The 18,904-nt window shown below is 64.9% G+C and carries 18 protein-coding genes; 9 read left to right on the forward strand and 9 right to left on the reverse strand.

What is annotated here, in order from left to right; all coding sequences use genetic code 11:
* Positions 1–48 precede the first annotated feature (48 nt).
* On the forward strand, positions 49–1,500 hold the full coding sequence (locus IVA79_RS01465; RefSeq protein ID WP_247549804.1) for a glutamate synthase subunit beta: 1,452 nt from the start codon (positions 49–51) through the stop codon (positions 1,498–1,500).
* Positions 1,501–1,662: 162 nt separating this feature from the next.
* Positions 1,663–2,070: a hypothetical protein gene (locus IVA79_RS01470; RefSeq protein ID WP_247549806.1), complete on the forward strand. Its 408-nt coding sequence runs from the start codon at positions 1,663–1,665 to the stop codon at positions 2,068–2,070.
* A 27-nt stretch (positions 2,071–2,097) separates the two neighbouring features.
* On the opposite strand, the gene IVA79_RS01475 is transcribed toward IVA79_RS01470, so the two are convergent.
* A complete protein-coding gene (locus tag IVA79_RS01475) occupies positions 2,098–3,855 on the reverse strand; it encodes an outer membrane beta-barrel protein (RefSeq protein WP_247549807.1) in 1,758 nt (585 codons plus the stop codon).
* A 193-nt stretch (positions 3,856–4,048) separates the two neighbouring features.
* Here IVA79_RS01475 and IVA79_RS01480 point away from each other — a divergent pair, with 193 nt between their 5' ends.
* Positions 4,049–5,056, forward strand: a complete 1,008-nt coding sequence (locus IVA79_RS01480) for a KpsF/GutQ family sugar-phosphate isomerase (protein ID WP_247549811.1) — start codon at positions 4,049–4,051, stop codon at positions 5,054–5,056.
* A 107-nt stretch (positions 5,057–5,163) separates the two neighbouring features.
* Here the strand turns inward: IVA79_RS01480 and IVA79_RS01485 are convergent, their stop codons facing one another.
* The 5 genes from IVA79_RS01485 to hemH form a co-directional block, all read right to left on the reverse strand.
* A complete protein-coding gene (locus tag IVA79_RS01485) occupies positions 5,164–5,607 on the reverse strand; it encodes an NfeD family protein (protein ID WP_247549812.1) in 444 nt (147 codons plus the stop codon).
* Between the two features lie 16 nt (positions 5,608–5,623).
* Positions 5,624–6,628 carry an SPFH domain-containing protein gene (locus IVA79_RS01490; RefSeq protein WP_247549813.1) on the reverse strand — a complete coding sequence of 335 codons (1,005 nt, stop codon included), beginning with the start codon at positions 6,626–6,628 and terminating at the stop codon, positions 5,624–5,626.
* A 189-nt stretch (positions 6,629–6,817) separates the two neighbouring features.
* The gene (locus tag IVA79_RS01495) at positions 6,818–7,345 is read right to left on the reverse strand and encodes a hypothetical protein (protein WP_247549814.1); all 528 of its coding nucleotides are present in this window, start codon (positions 7,343–7,345) and stop codon (positions 6,818–6,820) included.
* Positions 7,346–7,461: 116 nt separating this feature from the next.
* On the reverse strand, positions 7,462–8,439 hold the full coding sequence (locus IVA79_RS01500; RefSeq protein WP_247549815.1) for an ABC transporter substrate-binding protein: 978 nt from the start codon (positions 8,437–8,439) through the stop codon (positions 7,462–7,464).
* 10 nt (positions 8,440–8,449) lie between these two features.
* Entirely contained in the window at positions 8,450–9,487 is a 1,038-nt protein-coding gene (gene hemH, locus IVA79_RS01505) for a ferrochelatase (protein WP_247549816.1), read from the reverse strand.
* A gap of 82 nt (positions 9,488–9,569) precedes the next feature.
* Between hemH and IVA79_RS01510 the strand changes: the two genes are divergently transcribed.
* Complete coding sequence (locus tag IVA79_RS01510) at positions 9,570–9,968, forward strand: MAPEG family protein (protein WP_247549818.1); 399 nt, start codon at positions 9,570–9,572, stop codon at positions 9,966–9,968.
* Between the two features lie 38 nt (positions 9,969–10,006).
* Here the strand turns inward: IVA79_RS01510 and IVA79_RS01515 are convergent, their stop codons facing one another.
* From IVA79_RS01515 to IVA79_RS01525, 3 genes are read right to left on the reverse strand one after another with little or no spacing between them, the layout of a single operon-like run.
* The gene (locus IVA79_RS01515; RefSeq protein ID WP_247549819.1) at positions 10,007–11,143 is read right to left on the reverse strand and encodes a nickel/cobalt transporter; all 1,137 of its coding nucleotides are present in this window, start codon (positions 11,141–11,143) and stop codon (positions 10,007–10,009) included.
* Positions 11,134–11,772: a DUF1007 family protein gene (locus IVA79_RS01520; protein WP_247549821.1), complete on the reverse strand. Its 639-nt coding sequence runs from the start codon at positions 11,770–11,772 to the stop codon at positions 11,134–11,136. The genes IVA79_RS01515 and IVA79_RS01520 overlap by 10 nt, the downstream gene beginning before the upstream one ends.
* Complete coding sequence (locus tag IVA79_RS01525; RefSeq protein WP_247549822.1) at positions 11,772–13,853, reverse strand: M3 family metallopeptidase; 2,082 nt, start codon at positions 13,851–13,853, stop codon at positions 11,772–11,774. Before IVA79_RS01525 ends, IVA79_RS01520 begins: the two co-directional genes overlap by 1 nt.
* 140 nt (positions 13,854–13,993) lie before the next feature.
* Here IVA79_RS01525 and IVA79_RS01530 point away from each other — a divergent pair, with 140 nt between their 5' ends.
* From IVA79_RS01530 to IVA79_RS01550, 5 genes are all read left to right on the forward strand, one after another.
* Positions 13,994–14,248, forward strand: a complete 255-nt coding sequence (locus IVA79_RS01530) for a hypothetical protein (RefSeq protein ID WP_008139003.1) — start codon at positions 13,994–13,996, stop codon at positions 14,246–14,248.
* A 672-nt stretch (positions 14,249–14,920) separates the two neighbouring features.
* Entirely contained in the window at positions 14,921–16,063 is a 1,143-nt protein-coding gene (locus IVA79_RS01535; RefSeq protein WP_247549824.1) for a type III PLP-dependent enzyme, read from the forward strand.
* 130 nt (positions 16,064–16,193) lie between these two features.
* The gene (locus tag IVA79_RS01540; RefSeq protein ID WP_247549825.1) at positions 16,194–16,781 is read left to right on the forward strand and encodes an N-acetyltransferase; all 588 of its coding nucleotides are present in this window, start codon (positions 16,194–16,196) and stop codon (positions 16,779–16,781) included.
* Positions 16,782–16,927: 146 nt separating this feature from the next.
* Complete coding sequence (locus IVA79_RS01545; RefSeq protein WP_247549826.1) at positions 16,928–17,317, forward strand: RidA family protein; 390 nt, start codon at positions 16,928–16,930, stop codon at positions 17,315–17,317.
* A gap of 64 nt (positions 17,318–17,381) precedes the next feature.
* Entirely contained in the window at positions 17,382–18,824 is a 1,443-nt protein-coding gene (locus tag IVA79_RS01550; RefSeq protein WP_247549827.1) for a homospermidine synthase, read from the forward strand.
* Positions 18,825–18,904: the final 80 nt, after the last annotated feature.

Below are 18,904 nucleotides of genomic sequence, written 5' to 3' on the forward strand. Positions count from 1 at the left end.
TGAGGGGAGAGAGAGCAAAGAACTTAAGCGGCAGGGACTTCGGGTTTAATGGGCAAGATCACGGGTTTTCTCGAAATCGAACGGCACGACCGCAAGTACACCCCGGTCGCCGAGCGCGTGAAGCATTACAACGAGTTCGTCGTTCCCTTGACCGAGAAGGAAGTGCGCGACCAGGCCGCGCGCTGCATGAACTGCGGCATTCCCTATTGCCACGGCACCGGCTCGGTCGCGCCCGGCACGCCCGGCTGCCCGGTCAACAACCAGATCCCCGACTGGAACGACCTCGTCTATCAGGGCAATTGGGAAGAGGCCTCGCGCAATCTGCACTCGACCAACAATTTCCCGGAGTTCACGGGCCGCATCTGTCCGGCGCCATGCGAAGCCTCCTGCACGCTGAACATCGACGACAACCCGGTCACCATCAAGACCATCGAATGCGCGATCGTCGACCGCGCCTGGGACAATGGCTGGCTGAAGCCTGAGGTCGCTGCCGTCAAGACCGGCAAGAAGGTCGCGGTGATCGGCTCGGGCCCGGCCGGCATGGCCTGCGCGCAGCAGCTCGCGCGCGCCGGCCACGACGTGCATCTGTTCGAGAAGTTCGCCAAGGCCGGCGGCCTGCTGCGCTACGGCATCCCCGACTTCAAGATGGAGAAGGGCGTCATCGACCGCCGCGTCACGCAGATGGAAGCCGAAGGCGTCACCTTCCACTACAACAGCCATGTCGGCGCGGACGGCAACGTCGATCCGCGCGAGATGCTCAACGAGTACGACGCAATCGCGCTGACCGGCGGCGCCGAAGCCCCGCGCGACCTGCCGATCCCCGGCCGCGATCTCGCCGGCATCCACTACGCCATGGACTTCCTGCCGCAGCAGAATCGCCGCGTCTCCGAGGAGCCTCTGAACGGCGTCCAGGAGATTCTGGCCGGCGGCAAGCATGTCGTCGTGATCGGCGGCGGCGATACAGGCTCTGACTGCATCGGCACCTCGCTGCGCCAGGGCGCACTCTCGGTGACCCAGCTCGAGATCATGCCCGCCCCGCCCGAGCGCGAGAACAAGGGCCTGACCTGGCCGAACTGGCCGCTCAAGATGCGGACGTCCTCCAGCCAGGCCGAAGGCGCCGTCCGCGAATACGCGGTGCTGACACAGAAGTTCTCGGGCGAGAACGGCCAGGTCAAGAAGCTGCACTGCGTGCACGTCGACGACAAGTTCAAGCCGATTGCCGGCACCGAGTTCGAGCTCGAGGCCGAGCTCGTCCTGCTCGCCATGGGCTTCGTGCACCCCGTGCATGAGGGCCTGCTCAAGATGCTCGCGGTCGATCTCGACCCCCGCGGCAACGTCAAGGCCAACACATTGGACTACCAGACCTCGCGCCCGAACGTCTTCACCGCGGGCGACATGCGCCGCGGCCAATCGCTGGTGGTGTGGGCCATCCGCGAGGGCCGGCTGTGCGCAAGGTCGATCGACACGTTCCTGATGGGAAAGACGGATCTGCCGCGGTAGCTTCGCGCGCCGCTGCCGGATTTGTGAAAGGTGTCGTCGCCCGCGAAAGCGGGCGATCCAGTATCCCGCGACAGTTGTCGTCGACCGAGAAGGCGCAGCGTACTGGATGCCCCGCCTTCGCGGGGCATGACGACGGAAAGAGTGGCGCCTCTGGACCCGGCCATGCCCAAATATCACCCCATCGCACAGCCCCTCCAAGTCAAGACGAGCCTGAGCGACCTCATCGCATTGACTTGGGAAGACCAGGGCGTTTGCGCCGACTTTGCGATTCCGGACGACGCATGGCGCGCTCTGACGGTTCAGTTCCACAGGACGCACGTCGTTCGAATTTTGGACGAAATGGCGCTTAGCCCCGAAAACGAGGACACTGTGTCCGAGGGACTGATCGCCGAGCACTTCGCGTATCTCGTCGAAGACTCTTCATTCTGGAAGTCACAATCCGAAGCGCTCAAACTCATTCACAACAATGCTCGCCACTATCGCTTTGTAACTGGCTGGACATGCCTTGACGTCATTTCAGACGAAGAGCCGGTCATCACAATAACCGCGAGACGGTCGAACCGCAGCTAGCTGATCGGACAGCGACCGCGGCCCCCTCTAATTCTGCAACCTCACCCCCAGCATCACCACCGTCCCCTGCGAGCTTGAGCCCGCGACGCTCGAATCCAGGATGTCATGACGCAGCGTGCCTTTGACCCAGATGTTGCGGTTGAGCTTGTAGATCAGATTGCTTTCGAACGAGTAGGTCTTGTCGTTGCGGTTCTGGCCCTGGTAGTCGAGCGTGCCATAGGTGAACTTGCCGACGGCGGTGAGCCAGCGGCGGAAGTCGTGGTCGACTTCGGCAGAGTAAGTGCGCACCAGGACGCCTGAGGAGCCGGGGATGGTGGTCTCGGCGATCTGCGTATCGGTGAAGAATTTCACCGTGGTGAGGCCGCTCGCGTTCCAGATCAGCGAACCCGAGGTCAAAAACCCTGCGAGCTGGCTGAGGCGCGGGTCGGTATAGTTGCGCGCGGAATAGCCGACCGAGATCTCGCCGGTGAGGATGCGCGAAAATTCGAAGGTCGAGCCGACCTTGGCATAGCCGCCGTTCGAATCGCGGAAATAGCCATTGCGGTCGGCGGCCTGATCGTGGACGCGGGTGTCGCCCTGGACCTCGACGAATGGCTTCAGGCCCGGCTTCAGATCGTAGGAGAAGCGCCCGACGCCGCCATACTGGTTGAAGTTGCGGTCGTCATTGCTGAAGGTCGAGCCGTCGGTGAGCTTCGAATCGGTGTAGGCGGTGCGATCGATCGTGGCGCCGGCGGCGACCTGAAAGCGGTTGAAGGTCTGGTCGAAGCCGACCGTGGTGCCGTAGGCGGCGTAGACAGGATATTTCTGCAGGCCGGCCTGCACGTTCGGGCTGCCGGGATTGTCGGTGGCGAGCCGCAGGCGCAGCTGTGAGGTCAGCTTGAGGTCGCGATCGACGTCGAGGCGGCCGTCGACATGGCCGGTGAAGTCAGGGCGATTGGCCTCGACCGGCGACGGCGAGGCAAAGCCGTTGATCGTCGCCGGCATGTCGTTGGTGTAACCGGAGAACGAGCCGCGCAGGTCGGCGACGAGCGCGTGGCGCTCCCAGTCGGACGTCACCAGGAGATCCGGCGCGACGACGTAGACCGGCGAGCCGACCGGCCTGTTGAGACGCGTCGGGTTGGTGTCGTAGCCGGTCGAGAGTTCGAGTCCACCCTTGATCAGGAAGCTGCCGGCATAGTCGCCGACCGCTCCGAACGGATCGTCATCCGCCTTGAGGCGACGGCGCAGGGGCTGGCCGGGCACCGATCCTGCCATCGCCGCCGGCACCGGCGCCTTGTTCGCGGACGCAGATGGCGGTGGCGCAATCTTTGGCAGGCCGAGCGTGGATGGCGGCGCCACTGTCGTCGGCACCGGCGAGCCGGGACCAGCCGCGCGCTTCGGCTTCGGCTGGCCGGGATAGAGCTTGGGTTGCTGTCGCTTGCGGTTGAGCGCGTCGTAGCCGGAGCTGCTCGCGCCGGAGGCGGCCGGAAGGCCATAGGTCGGGACCTGACCGATTCGCGAGGTCGCCGGCGTTTGCTGGCGCTTGCGCGGATCGGCACTGGCATCGGGCAGCGGCGGCAGCGCATCCGACGGCGCCTGCGGCACGCCCGCGGTGCGGCGGGTCGGCAGCGTCTCGGGCGAGGCGAAGCCGCCGCGGTTGGGATTGAACAGATCGGGCGTGAGGCTTTGGGCGGCCGCGGGTGAGCTTCCAAGGGCCGTCAGCGCAAGGCAGGGGACAAGGCACGGCAAAGCCGCGCGCAGGAATTGCGCGCGTTTGCTCCGGCCGGTGCCTGGAGACGACCCCACGATGGAACAACTCCAACGAAATCAAACACTTTCACGATGGTGACCTCCGGTTGGCGGGAACCATCGTTAATGGAGTTAAAACAATTATGGTTAATGAGCCGTTGAGGCGCTTGGCGCCCTCGTCGCCTCGCGGGCTGCGGCGTGCTAATGAGGCGCCGACCGGGCGAATGCGCCCTCCTCCCTGGACCAGAACATGCCGAATTCGAAACCGCTGATGACCGCATCATCCGGCCCCATCCCTGACAGCGTCGAATCCGCGCTCCGCACCCTGGAGACGGAGAGCGGCGGCATCAACGCGCTCGCAGCCGCCCTGCGCGGCCCGCTGGGCGAGACGTTTGCCAAGGCGGTCGACCTGATCCGCAACGCCAAGGGCCGTGTCATCGTCACCGGGCTCGGCAAGTCAGGCCATATGGGGCGCAAGATCGCCGCGACGCTGGCCTCGACCGGCACGCCCGCCTTCTTCGTGCACGCCGCCGAGGCCGGTCATGGCGACCTCGGCATGATCACCACCGACGACGTCATCATGGCGCTGTCCTGGTCCGGCGAACAGCCGGAGATGAAGAACGTCGTGAACTATTCGGCGCGCTTCGCCATCCCCATGATCGCGATGACCTCGAACGCGGCCTCCTCGCTGGGACAAGCCGCCGACATCGTGATCGAGCTGCCGAAGGCGCGCGAGGCCTGCCCGCACAATCTGGCGCCGACCACCTCGACGCTGATGCAGGCCGCAATCGGCGATGCGCTCGCGATCGCGCTGCTCGAAGGCCGCGGCTTCACCGCGCTGGAGTTCGCGCATTTCCATCCCGGCGGCAAGCTGGGCGCGATGCTGAAATTCGTCCGCGACTACATGCGCACCGGCGCCGAGATCCCGCTCAAGCCCATGGGCACCAAGATGTCGGAGGCCGTGGTCGAGATGTCGGCCAAGGGTCTCGGCTGCGTCTGCATCGTCAACGACGCCAATGAGGTCGCGGGCATCATCACCGACGGCGATTTGCGGCGCCACATGCGCCCCGACCTGCTGACGGCATCGGTCGACGACATCATGACGAAGCAGCCGAAAACGGTGCCGCCCTCGATGCTCGCGACCGAAATGATCGAGGTGCTGAACACAAGCAAGATCACGACGCTGGTCGTCACCGAGGCAGGCAAGGTGGTGGGTATCGTGCATCTGCACGATCTGCTGCGGGCGGGCGTGGCGTAGCACGCTCTTTCCGCTCGTCATTGCGAGCGTAGCGAAGCAATCCAAACTGCCTCCGCAGATGCAGTCTGGATTGCTTCGTCGCAAGGGCTCCTCGCAATGACGATCGACTACGCCGCGGCGACCGTCAGATTGGCGCCATCCACCTGCACCACCTTCACCCGCGTCCCCGCCGGAACATCGGGCCCAGCCACGCGCCACACCGTGTCGCCGATGCGTACGGTGCCGCTGCCGTCGATGATCGGCTTCTCCAGGGTGAACTCGCGCCCGAGCAGCGCCTCGGTGCGCCTGTTGAGGAAGGGGCTGGCGCCTGCCTCCGGCTTCGGCCGGGCGAGGCGGCGCCACACCGGCACGGCGGCAGCCGCGAAGACCGCGAACATCACGAGCTGGATCTGCCAGGACACGGCGACCGTGAACGAGATCAGCCCCACCAGCAGCGCGGCGAGCCCGAGCCAGAACAGGAAAATGCCCGGCGCCAGCACCTCCAGCGCCATCAGGATGAAGCCGAAGATCAGCCAATTCCAGCTGCCGAGCGATACGAACATGTCGGTCATGAGGCGACCTCTCTGATTATCCCTGCCGCGGCGGCACCGCCGGCGGCGTGCTGCCGGTCGGCGGCACTGAGCCGGGGCGGCGAGCGGCGGCAGACCCCGAGGCCGCGCTCTCGCCGAACGTCGCCTTGGCAATTTCGCCGATGCCGGCGAGCGAGCCGAGCATGCTCGTGGCTTCCATCGGCAGCATGATGATCTTCTGGTTCGGCGCCTCCGCGAATTGGCCGAACGCCTTGATATATTTGTCGGCGATGAAATAGTTCAACGCGGCGACGTCGCCCTTGGAAATCGCTTCGCTCACCATCTGAGTGGCCTTCGCCTCGGCCTCCGCCGAACGCTCGCGCGCCTCGGCGTCGCGGAACGCGGCTTCCTTGCGGCCTTCGGCCTGCAGGATCTGGCCCTGCTTGGCGCCCTCGGCACGCAAAATCTCCGATTGGCGCTGGCCTTCGGCGGCGAGAATGTCGGCGCGCTTGACGCGCTCGGCTTTCATCTGCCGTCCCATGGCTTCGACGAGATCGGCCGGCGGCACGATATCCTTGATCTCGATGCGGTTGACCTTCAGGCCCCAAGGTGAGACCGCGGCATCGACAACGCGCAGCAGGCGCTCGTTGATCTCGTCGCGATGCGACAGCACCTGGTCGAGATCCATCGCGCCCATCACCGAACGGATGTTGGTCATGGTCAGGACGGTGATGGCCTGCGTCAGGTTGGAAACCTCGTAGCTCGCCTTGGCAGCGTCGAACACCTGGTAGAAGGCAACGCCGTCCACCGTCACGGTGGCGTTGTCCTTGGTGATCACCTCCTGCTCGGGAATGTCGATCACCTGCTCCATCATGTTGATCTTGCGCCCGACGCGATCGAAATAGGGCACGATCAGATTGAGCCCGGGGCTCAGCGTCTGCGTGTATTTGCCGAACCGCTCGATGGTCCAATCATAGCCCTGCGGCACCGTCTTCACGCCGGCCAGCAGCGTGACGATGACGAGCAACACCAGAACAATCGCGAAAATGTCGAAACCGCTCATATTTCCTCCAAGGCGGGAAGAAGACCTTTCCCGCGCGGTCATTGGTCGGGATCGCAACCCTACCGGTTCAGCGGTCGCAAGTAACGTCGGTTTGCCGCGACTGTTCGGCAAGGACAGCGGCGCGTGTATTTATTTGAACCGACCGAGCCACATCCATTGAAAAACAACAGCGGCCACCCACGAGTTGATCTAGTTGGACCAGCCGAAATTGACCGGCTTCAGCCCTGCGAGTTCGGGCCGCTCCTTTCGCAGCTTCGCGAGCTGGACACCGGTCGGTCTTGTCTCGAAATTGCGTGACTGCCCCGGAAAGATGGTCGCCACGTAGTACAGCCCGGGCGAGAGGATATCGATCTTGGGCGTATGCACCGGGACGAATCCCATCGACGCACCATTTGGAAGATAGGTGCCCGGGCGGCCCGTCGTCGTATAGTTCTGCAGCTCGAGCCCGGTCGTTCCGACGGCGACGGGGATGGCGACAAATCCGTCCGGGGCAAGGCTGATCCCACGCGCATTGATCGCCGGAAAGCCGCTGTGAACGAACTGGAGATAGTTGATCGTCTCGCTGCCGCCGTTTCCGACCAGTAAGATGGCCGCATCGCCCTTCACGGCACTGCCGGCCCGCACCGCGTCCGGATACATGGTGGACGCAACATCGCCGGTCGTATTGCAGCCTGCGAGCGCCCAGGCCACGACAACGACAAAGACCCATCCTCGCATCGACTGAAACTCGCCCCTTGTGCCGTCCGTCGCAGCCACCGAAAGGCGACAGACTCCCACCGCCATTATGTCAGACCCTTGCAGTCTTCTCCAGACGGAGAGTAGCAGCGGCGATGCTATTCAACCACGGAATCGGCGATTGCCAGCAGCGAGGGTGAAATCACCAGGTCGAGCGACTTGGCTGTCTTCAAATTGATGGCGAGTTCGAATCTGGTCGGATTCTGAACCGGCAGATCGGCCGCCTGCGCGCCCCTCAGGATGCGGTCGATGTAGGCGGCGGCGCGGCGCAGTTGCTCGGTGCTGTCGGTGCTGTAGGACATCAGCCCACCTTCATCGACAAAAGTGCGGCTCCAGAACACCGCCGGCAAGCGAGCCTCGCCGATCGCCGCCAGCAGCTGCGCGCGATTGGCCAGGGTGAAGAAGTCGGGCAGGACCAGGAAGCCGCCATCCTTACGCGCAGCCAGCGCCGCGATCGAGCCGGCATCGTTCACCGGCGCGGGCTCGACGGCCACGTGAAGCGCCGTTGCCGCCTCCTCGATCGTGCGCAGCATCAGGGGCGCGAACGGCGCGGTCTCGGGATTGTAGACGACGAAGACGCGACGAACGGGCGGCGTGACCTGCGTCAGCATCTCCAGCCATTTTCCGGCCAATGGGCCGTCATAATCGGTGAAGCCGGTGATGTTGCCGCCGGGATGCGCGAGCTTCTCGACAAAGCCCTGGCTGACGGGATCGGTGACGACGGCGAACACGATCGGGATCGCTGTCGTGCGCCGGCGCAACTCCTCCACCGAGGGCGTGCCGACCGCGAGCAGGATGTCGGGCTTGAGCGCGATCAACTCGTCGGCGAGCTGCGCGATGCGGGCGCGGTCGCCGCCACCGCTGCGCCAGTCGATCTTAAGGTTGTCGCGCTCCTTCCAGCCGTGGCCGGCGAGCGCCTCGACCAGGACCATGCTGCGCGTCTGGCCGATCGCATCATCGGCGGCCGTGACCGAGAGCACGCCGAGCCGCCGCGTCGCGTTCGGCTGCTGCGCTAGTAGCGGGGCCGGCAGCGCCGCGATCATCCCAAGAAGCGCCAGGCACCGGCGGCGGTTCATGGAGCGCTCATCAGATCCAGCCCTGAAGCTCGCGCAGCACCAGGGTGCGGATCACGTCCATGCCCGGCTCGCTGTCGTTGAGGCAGGGAATCGCGGAAAACTCTTCGCCGCCATTATGCTTGAAGATCTCGGCGTTCTCCTGCGCGATCTCCTCCAGCGTCTCCAGGCAATCGGCGGAGAAGCCCGGCGTCACCACCGCGATACGGCGTACGCCTTCCTTGGCGAGCCGTTCCATGGTCTTGTCGGTGTAGGGCTGGAGCCACTCGGCATTGCCGAAGCGCGACTGGAAGGTCAGCAGCAGTTTTGTCTCGTCCATGCCGAGCCGGCGACGCAGTGCCTGCGTGGTCGCGATGCAGTGCTGCTGATAAGGGTCGCCCTTGTCGACATAGGATTTCGGCATGCCGTGGAAGGACGCCACGATCAGCTCCGGCTTGAACGGCAGGCTCGCCAGATGCGCCTCGATCGAGATCGCGAGCGCCTCGATATAGGCCGCGTCCTCGTAATAAGGCGGCGTCACCCGCAGCGTCGGCTGCGCACGAAGGCGGGCGAGCACGCGGAACACCTCGTCGCAGACCGTCGCCGAGGTCGAGGCGGAATATTGCGGATAGAGCGGGACCGCCAGGATGCGCTCGCAGCCTTTCGCGATCAGCGCGTCGATGCCCGCCTTGATCGAGGGATTGCCGTAGCGCATCGCCCAGTCCACGACGACGTGGTTGCGATCCGACAGCGCGGCCCCGAGCTTGCCGGCTTGCGAGCGCGTGATGGTCTTCAGCGGCGACTCGTCCTTCTCGGTGTTCCAGATCTTCTGGTAATCGAGCGCCTTGGTGCGGGGACGGCTGCGCAGGATGATCCCGTTCAGCACCAGCTTCCAAACCAGGCCCTGGTCCTCGATGACGCGAGCATCCGAGAGGAATTCCTTGAGATAGACCCGCACACCCGGCGCATCGGCCGTATCCGGCGTTCCGAGATTGATCAGGAGCACGCCAACGCGCGGCAAGGCGGATTGGGCGGCCGGTCTTCCGGTCTCGATGGGGACGACACTGGTCATGGCCCCTGTGGGTCGCGCGTTGATCCGAACTTGTCAAGGTAAGCCCGGCATCGCTAGGGTCGCACCCGGGCGGGAGGAGCTCATGACACTCGCGGAATGGTGCGTCTTAGGAGCGCTGCTGCTCTATCTAGCGACGATCGCCTCGGTCAAATGGATCAGGTTTCGCCGCTTCGACAATTCCCGGCCGCGCGACCCCGCCTTCTACGAGGACGCGCTCTCGCAGCGCGCGCTCGGCGCGCACCAGAACGGCATCGAGACCTTTCCGTTCTTCGCCTTCGCGGTACTGCTTGCCGAATACAGGGATTCGCCGCAACGGCTGATCGACGAGCTCGCCGCACTGTTCCTGATCGTCCGCATCGCCTATGTGCTGACCTATCTCGGCAATCGCCCGACACTGCGCTCGATCCTCTGGACCGTCGGCTTTGCGATCAATCTCGGGATCTTCTTCATGCCGGCGTTGAAGCGGTTTCTGCCGGTGTGAGGTGTGTCCTTCTCCCCTTGTGGGAGAGAGGAAGAGACTCAAAAACACGTCGTCCGTTCGGCCGCGATGTAGCCGAACAGCAGGCCTGCGCCGAACAGCAGCACGACGCCCGCGGCCGCGAACTCAATGCCGCGCATGAACAGCGCACCACCGCCATCGCGCCCGGCGCTGAGGCGGGCGGCGATCTCCTTGGCGGAGACAGCGACGACCGCGATGGCCGCGACCGTGATCGCGGTGCCGAGCCCCATCAGGAAGGTCGCGGCGATGCCGGCCCAGAACAGGCCCTGGGCAAGCGCGAACACCAGCACCAGGATCGCACCCGAGCAGGGGCGGATGCCGACGGTGAGGATCGCGGCAAAACCTCGCCGCCAGCCGCCGGGGCCCCCGAGCTCGCTCGGCGTGGGACCATGGGAATGGCCGCAATGCTCGTCATGGACATGATCGTGGGCATGGTGGTGATGCGCGTGACCATGGTCGTGGTGATGATGATCATGACCATGATTGTGGTCATGATGCCCATGCGCATCATGATGATGGTGATGGTCATCATCGTGGTGATGCGGCACGCCGGCGATTGCCGGCACCGGCTGGGCCGCCTGCAGCGCGCGGATGAAGGTGCGGCCCTTGACCCAGACGAGGCGCAGCCCGAACAGCGCGATCAAGGCGTAACTCGCGATCTCGATTGCGCCTTCCGCCTTGCACATGGACTTGGCGGTCGCATTCAGGACCCAGGCCGAAATGCCGACGATCAGGATCGCCACCAGCGACTGCATCAGCGCCGAGGCGAACGACAGCGCGATGCCGCGCCGGGCAGTTTCGCGGTTGGCGACCAGATAGGAGGCGATCACCGCCTTGCCGTGGCCAGGGCCGGCGGCATGGAAGATGCCGTAGGCGAACGAGATGAACAGCAGCGTCCACACCGCCGAGCCGTCGGTTTTGGCGGCGCGGATCGTGGCCGACATCTGGCGATAGAATTCCGACTGTTTTGCCAAGAGCCAGCCGATGAGGCCGCTCGCTTCAGGTTCAGCCGCCGGCGCGGGGCGCGGCGCGCCAAAGGGGTTTTGCGCGAGGAGATCGTGAAGCGCAGCATCCGCAAGGCCGAGCACGACGATGACCGCGGCGCAGGCAAGAAGCCCGCGGGCGAGCGGGGAATGAAGACGACCGCTCAAGGGCAATCCACCGTGATCTTGTTGGCGAACATCATGCCGAAATTGGTGTTCTCGCCGTTCAGGAAGGTCTGCTCGTTGAGCTTCTGCGCGCTGGCGGTGCCGTCGTTCGGCCGCTCCAGCTTCATCTGGCAGCCGGCGGGCGCGCCGACCAGCTTGACTGGACTGTCCTTGGCCATCTGGAAGTCGATGAAGAAGGAACGGTCGAACACTTCGAGCATCAGTTGCTTGGGCTTGACCGGGTTCTTCAGCGGCAGCGTGAAGTGCAGGGTCAGCACCGTGTCCTTGTAGTCGAGGAAGTAGTCGACCGGCTCCTGGAAACGCTCTTTCTTGCCGTCGGCCTTCGCGAAGGTGAAATAGGCATATTCCTTCAGCGACTCGACATTGGTCTGCGCCAGCGGCCCCAGCTCCTCGCGGGTATAGGCGCCCTTGGTCTTGCTCTCGAGCCCCTGCACCGCATAGGCCGAGAACATGTCGTCGAAAGTCCAGGCATGGCGGACGCCGGTGATGGTGCCGTCGGCCGCGTAGAGCAGTTCGCTGGTCGCGGTGATCCAGACATGCGGATGCGCGCTCGCCGGGCCCGCGGCGAGCGTCATCGCGGCGGCGAGCAGCCATCCGAACAGGCGGCGCGTACCCATCAGGCCGCCTTGGCGTCGTCGAGCAGGCCGCGACGGCGGAGCAGCGCGTCGGGCTCCGGCGGCCGGCCGCGGAAGGCCTCATAGGCCGCTTCCGGATCGACCGATCCGCCGCTCGCGTAGATGTCGTCGTGCAGGCGTTTTGCCACGGCAGGATCGAAGATGTTGCCGGCCTCCTCGAACGCGCCGAAGGCGTCGGCGTCCATCACCTCCGACCACATGTAGCTGTAATAGCCGGCGGCATAATGGTCGCCGGTGAAGATGTGACCGAACTGCGTGGGCCGGTGACGCAGCGCGATCTCCTCGGGCATGCCGATCTTCTCAAGCTCCTTCTTTTCGAAGGCACGGACATCGCCGGCCGCCGCGGCCGGCTGGGTGTGGAATTCGAGATCGACCAGCGCCGAGGAGACGAACTCGACCGTGGCAAAGCCCTGGTTGAATTTTCGCGCGGCCAGGAACCGTTGCAGCAGCTCGTCCGGCAGCGGCTCGCCGGTCTGGTAGTGGCGGGCGAACTTCTGCAGCACCTCAGGCCGCTCCTGCCAGTGCTCGTAGAGCTGCGACGGCAGCTCGACGAAGTCGGTGAATACGGAGGTGCCCGACAGCGACGGGTAGGTCACGTTGGAGAGCATGCCGTGCAGGCCGTGGCCGAACTCGTGGAACAGGGTGCGGGCATCGTCGGGCGACAGCAGCGAGGGCTCGCCACCGGCGCCCTTGGCGAAATTGCAGATGTTGAGGACCAGCGGCGCGACGTCGCCGTCGAGCTTCTGCTGATCGCGCAGCGAGGTCATCCAGGCGCCGGAGCGCTTCGACGGCCGGGCGAAGTAGTCGCCATAGAACAGCGCCTTGTGCTTGCCGTCGGGGCCCTTGACCTCCCAGACCCGCACGTCGGGGTGCCAGACCGGAACGTCCTTGCACTCCTCGAAGGTGATCCCGAACAGGCGCGTGGCGCAGTCGAAGGCGGCTTCGATCATGTGGTCGAGCGAAAGATAAGGCTTGATCGCCGCGTCATCGAAATTGGCGCGCTGCAGGCGCAGCTTCTCGGCGTAGAAGCGCCAGTCCCAGGGGGCGAGCCTGAAATTGCCGCCCTCGGCCGTGATCAGCGCCTGCATCTCGTCGCGGTCGGCGAGCGCCCGGGCGCGCGCCGGCTTCCAGACCCGTTCCAAGAGGCCCCGCACCGCGTCCGGCGTCTTGGCCATGGAATCCTCGAGCCGGTAGGCGGCGTAGGTCGGATAGCCCAGGAGGTTCGCGCTCTCTTCGCGCAGCTTCAGGATCTCGACGATGGTTCCGTTGTTGTCGTTGGCATTGCCATTGTCGCCCCGCGCAATGAAAGCCTTGTAGACCTTCTCGCGCAGGTCCCGCCGGGCCGAGCTCTTCAGGAACTGTTCGACCGAGGAGCGCGACAGCGTGACGATGGCCTTGCCTGCCATGCCGCGCTCTTCCGCCGCAGCCTTGGCGCTGGCGACGAAGCTCTCCGGAAGGCCCTGGCGATCGGCCTCGCCCAGCTCCATGAACCAATCCTGCTCGTCGCCGAGCAGATGATGGCTGAAGCCGGTGCCGAGCTGGGCCAGCCTCTCATTGATCTCGGCCATCCGCGTCTTGGCCTCCTCGGAGAGGCCGGCGCCGGCGCGGTGGAAGCGGGTGTAGGTGCGCTCCAGCAGGCGGAGCTGCTCGGGTGTGAGGCCGAGATTGGCGCGGTTCTCGTGCAGTTGGGCGATACGACCAAACAGCACGGCGTTCATCATGATTGGATTCCAGTGCCGCGCCATCCGCAAGGAGACCTCCTTGTCGATCTCCAGGATGGCCGGGTTGGAATGCGCCGAGACGAGGTCGTAGAAGACGGCCGCCACCTTGCTCAGCAGCTTGCCCGAGCGCTCCAGCGCCGTGATGGTGTTGGCGAAGTCGGGCGCGGCCGGATCATTGGTGATCGCCGCAATCTCGGCCGAGTGGTCGGCGAAGGCCTGCTCGAACGCCGGGAGGAAGTGCGCCGGCTCGATCTCGTCGAAGGGCGGGGTCGCAAACGGCGTCACCCAGGCCTTCAGCAGCGGATTGGTCTCGGAGTCCGTAGTCTGGCGGGGTTCTGACATCGCAAGTCCCGGTTTTCATGGGTCGATTGTTGCGGCCAGCTATAGCACGCGATGGGGCTTTTTTGGGCCATTTGGCCTTGCTCCCGGCCGCCTTTTCGGGGAGATTGCGGCCCTCGATGGACCACGGACCCCTTAATCTCATGAACGCGTCTTCCTCGTCTTCCCGCCGGATCGTCTGGCCCAGCGTCATCACCGTCATCAGCGCCGCCATCCTGATCGGCGCAGAGGTGTTCGGCGCGGCGTTCGCCGGCGGCTGGGCGCTCGCGATCCTGTTCGGGCTCGGCGATCAGGGCACGCACATCCTGCAGGCCGTGCTGTTCGCACTCGGCGTGCTCGTGATGACGGCGTTCATCCGCGCGGCTCAGCGCGTCGAGCCCTTTACGAAGCGCGGCTGACGCTTCTCGCGCGCTACAGACGCGCGCCGACACAGAAAACTTAACGCCCGTTCATCTTCCGCGTCGCTCGCGCAACACTGCGCAAGCAGATGTTAGGCAATTCTGTTGTCAGCCTAAAAAAATTCTTGCGAAGCTGAGTCAAAACACTTATGTGCGGACTTGCCCAATTTCGCACGTGCCTGTGGTCGTGTGTCAGTCGGTAGGTATCCGGACAAGAGGCCGGACAGCCGCCAAGGGGTGAAGAAGCCGAGGGGCTCTTCGGAAGTGCGGAAGTCGGAAGGCTCTTAGCCCGAAGACGACAGCAAACCCGGAGCGTCCAGCATCTCTCTCAAGAGGTGCCTTGTCGAAGGTGACTTCACTTTTTGCAACCGTGACTGGCAGCCGGAGGCGAACCGGCGCACCCCGCTCTCAACGGGGGACGCGACTTAAAGCAACGACGGATCGGGCTTTTTTGGTCTCTACCGGCAGTCCAACGCCGGCGCGGGCTACTGAAAAGGCTTGTCCTTCATTGCCAGGTGTGCGGGCGGGAACACTCCCAACCAATCCACGGCAGCACAGTCTGGTTTGAGTCTTTTGGCTTCGTCGCGCCTCCATCGCGCGATCCGGCCAGAGCACTCTTATCCGACGTCATGTTTTGAACGGGCCCGTCGCTGGGCCGTTTGGGAGAGTGCCATGACCGAACGTATCCAGGAATTCCTGCGCAACCGCCGCAAGGATGGCCTCGACACCGAGCCGTGCCTCGTCGTCGACCTCGAGGTCGTGCGCGACAATTATCAGAGCTTTGCCAAGGCGCTGCCCGATAGCCGCGTGTTCTATGCCGTCAAGGCGAACCCCGCGCCGGAAGTGCTGGCCCTGCTGGCATCCATGGGCTCCTGCTTCGACACGGCGACGGTCGCCGAGATCGAGATGGCGCTGGCTGCCGGTGCGACGCCCGACCGCATCTCCTTCGGCAACACGATCAAGAAGGAGCGCGACATCGCGCGCGCCTTCGCGCTCGGCATTCGCCTGTTCGCGGTCGATTGCGCCGCCGAGGTCGAGAAGGTCGCCCGTGCCGCTCCCGGCGCGAAGGTGTTCTGCCGCATCCTCTATGACTGCGCCGGCGCCGAATGGCCGCTGTCGCGCAAGTTCGGCTGCGACCCGGAGATGGCGGTCGAGGTGCTCGACCTAGCCAAGCGTCTTCGGCTGGAGCCGTGCGGCATCTCGTTCCATGTCGGCTCGCAGCAGCGCAAGGTGAAGGCGTGGGACCGTGCGCTGGCGATGGCCTCGCAGGTGTTCCGCGACTGCGCCGAGCGCGGCATCAATCTGTCCATGGTCAACATGGGCGGCGGCTTCCCGACCAAGTACCTGAAGGACGTGCCGCCGGTGGTGACCTACGGCCGCTCGATCTTCCGCGCGCTGCGCAAGCACTTCGGCAACCAGATTCCGGAGACCATCATCGAGCCGGGCCGCGGCATGGTCGGCAACGCCGGCATCATCGAATCCGAGGTCGTCCTCATCTCGAAGAAGAGCGACGAGGACGAGGTGCGCTGGGTGTACCTGGACATCGGCAAGTTCGGCGGTCTCGCCGAGACCATGGACGAGTCGATCCGTTACGCCATCCGCACCCGTCACGACGGCGCGGACATGACGCCGTGCGTGCTCGCAGGTCCGACCTGCGACAGCGCCGACGTGCTGTACGAGAAGAGCCCGTATCCGCTCCCGGTCACGCTCGAGATCGGCGACAAGGTGCTGATCGAAGGCACCGGGGCCTATACGTCGACCTACTCGTCGGTGGCGTTCAACGGCATCCCGCCGCTGCGGACGTACCACATCTGATCCGCCTCTTTCTCTGAGGCCTGACGAACCCGGGAGCCGGCTTGCCGGCTCTTACCCAACATCTCGATTCTGACGACGTCTTGGACAGGCGTGCCACTCGCACGTCCGTTCAAGCGGGGACTGACGCGCCATGACCGCTTTTCGGAAGCCACAGATCGCCCTGACCTCGAAAGCCGCTCCGTTCGTGATCCGCGCGGAACGTGCTGCCGACGTCGCAATGCGTGAAGCGCTGCTCGATGCCTGCTTTGGCGAGAACCGCCATGGCCGCACCTGCCAGCGCCTGCGCGACGGACGTGCGCCCGCCGCAGGCCTTGCCCTGTCGGCGGTGCGCGAGGGCAAGCTCGTGGGAACCGTGCGGCTGTGGCACGTCAGCGCCGGAGGCAGGCCCGCTCTGGTCCTCGGACCGCTGGCGGTCGACCCTGCCTGCCGCGAGCTCGGGATCGGCGCCGCGCTGATGCATCAAGCGCTGGCCGCCGCCCGGGCGCGCGGGCATGCCGCCGTGATATTGCTCGGCGACGCCCCCTATTACGCCCGCTTCGGCTTCTCGGGCGAGAAGACCGGCGCACTGTCGCTGCCCGGCCCGTTCGAGCGCGACCGGCTGCTGGCGATCGAGTTCGCGGAAGGCGGGCTCGACGGCGCCGAAGGGATGATCGTCCCGACCGGCGCGGCCCTGCCCAAACGGAGGTCGGTTCGCGCCCTCCACGCGCGCGCCGCCTGAGGGATCGCCATGATGGTGACGACCGAAGCCGCGTTGCGCGGCGCGGCCCGGCCACACCTGAACTAAGCCTGTTCGTTGGGGGTTGCGCAGGCACCGGAAACGCCCTTTAACCCCGCAAAACATCTCCTCCGTCGAGGTCCGCGAGCATGTCCCGTCGCCTGATTTCCACCGGCTCCCCGTTCGAGAAGACCGCCGGCTACAGCCGCGCTGTGATCGACGGCGAGTTCGCCTTCGTCGCGGGAACCACGGGCTATGACTACACCACGATGACGATGCCATCAGATGTCACGAGCCAGTCACGCAACTGCTTCAAGACCATCGAAGCCGCCCTGAAGGAGGGCGGTTTCGAGATGGCCGATATCGTCCGCGTGACCTACTACCTCACCGACATCAAGGACGCCGACGCGCATTTCGCCGTCTGCGGCGAAGTCCTCGGCGACATCCGCCCGGCCGCAACGCTGCTCGTCGTCTCGGCGCTCTACAAGCCCGAGATGAAAGTCGAGATCGAAGCCACCGCCAAGCGCCGCAACCTCTGAGAAGCGCCGCAGCGCCTGATCCACCCACCGTTTGCCTGCCAGCACGTTCCGGAGAAACCATCCCATGAGCCCTCCCTCGCAGATCTACGCGAAGATCACCGGTCCCATCGTCATGGTCGGCTTCGGCTCCATCGGCAAAGGCACCTTGCCGCTGATCGAGCGGCATCTCGATTACGACAAGTCGCGCGTCATCGTGATCGATCCCAAGGACGAGGGCCGCAAGGCGCATTGCGAGAAGCACAATGTCCGCTTCATCCAGAAGGCGGTGACCAAGGACAATTATCGCGACTTGCTGACCCCACTGCTCACCGAGGGCGGCGGCCAGGGCTTTTGCGTCAATCTCTCGGTCGATACCGGCTCGACCGACATCATGGAACTCTGCAACGAGCTCGGTGCGCTCTACATCGACACCGTCAACGAGCCCTGGCTCGGCTTCTATTTCGACGCTTCGAAGGGCCCCGAAGCGCGGTCGAACTACGCGCTTCGCGAAGTGACGCTGGCTGCGAAGAAAGCGCGCCCCGCCGGCTCGACGACGGCCGTCTCCTGCTGCGGCGCCAATCCCGGCATGGTCTCCTTCTTCGTCAAGCAGGCGCTGCTCAACGTCGCCGCTGACCTGAAGCTCAACGCTCCCAAGCCGAAGACCAAGGCCGAATGGGCGGATCTGATGCGGCAGGCCGGCGTCAAGGGCATCCACATCGCCGAACGCGACACCCAGCGTTCGAAGAAGCCAAAGGAGCCGGATGTATTCGTCAACACCTGGTCGGTGGAAGGTTTTCTGTCGGAAGGCGTGCAGCCGTCCGAGCTCGGCTGGGGCACCCACGAAAAATGGATGCCCGAGAATGCGCGGACCCATGAGGCCGGCTGCGGCGCCGCCATCTATCTGATGCAGCCCGGCGCCAACACGCGCGTGCGCACCTGGTGCCCGACCCGCGGCGCGCAATATGGCTTCCTGGTCACCCACAACGAGTCGATCTCGATCGCCGATTACTTCACGGTGCGTGACGCCTCGGGCACGGCGGTCTACCGGCCGACCTGCCACTATGCCTATCATCCGGCCGACGACGCCGTGCTCTCGCTGCACGAAATGTTCGGCCGCGCGGCGAAGATGCAGGAGAAGCACCACATCCTCGACGAGAACGAGATCGTCGACGGCATCGACGAGCTCGGCGTGCTGCTGTTCGGGCACGACAACAACGCCTATTGGTACGGCTCGCAGCTCTCCATCGAGGAGACCCGCGCGCTCGCCCCCTACCAGAACGCCACCGGCCTGCAGGTGACCTCCGCCGTGCTCGGCGGCATGGTGTGGGCGCTGGAAAACCCGAACGAAGGCATCGTCGAAGCCGACGAGATTGACTTCGATCGCCTGTTGGAAATCCAGCTGCCCTATCTCGGCCCGGTGAAGGGTTTTTACACCGACTGGACGCCGTTGACGGATCGTCCTGGGCTGTTTCCGGAAGACATCGATACGTCTGATCCGTGGCAGTTCAAGAACATCCTGGTGCGGTAGGGGCTTTTCTCGCGCTCACCTGTCGGAAGCGGCACCTGCCCCCACACTCCACTGTCATGCTCCGGCTTGACCGGGGCATC

This window comes from Bradyrhizobium sp. 138 (genome assembly GCF_023074075.1).
In the GTDB taxonomy this organism is placed as follows: Bacteria; Pseudomonadota; Alphaproteobacteria; order Rhizobiales; family Xanthobacteraceae; genus Bradyrhizobium.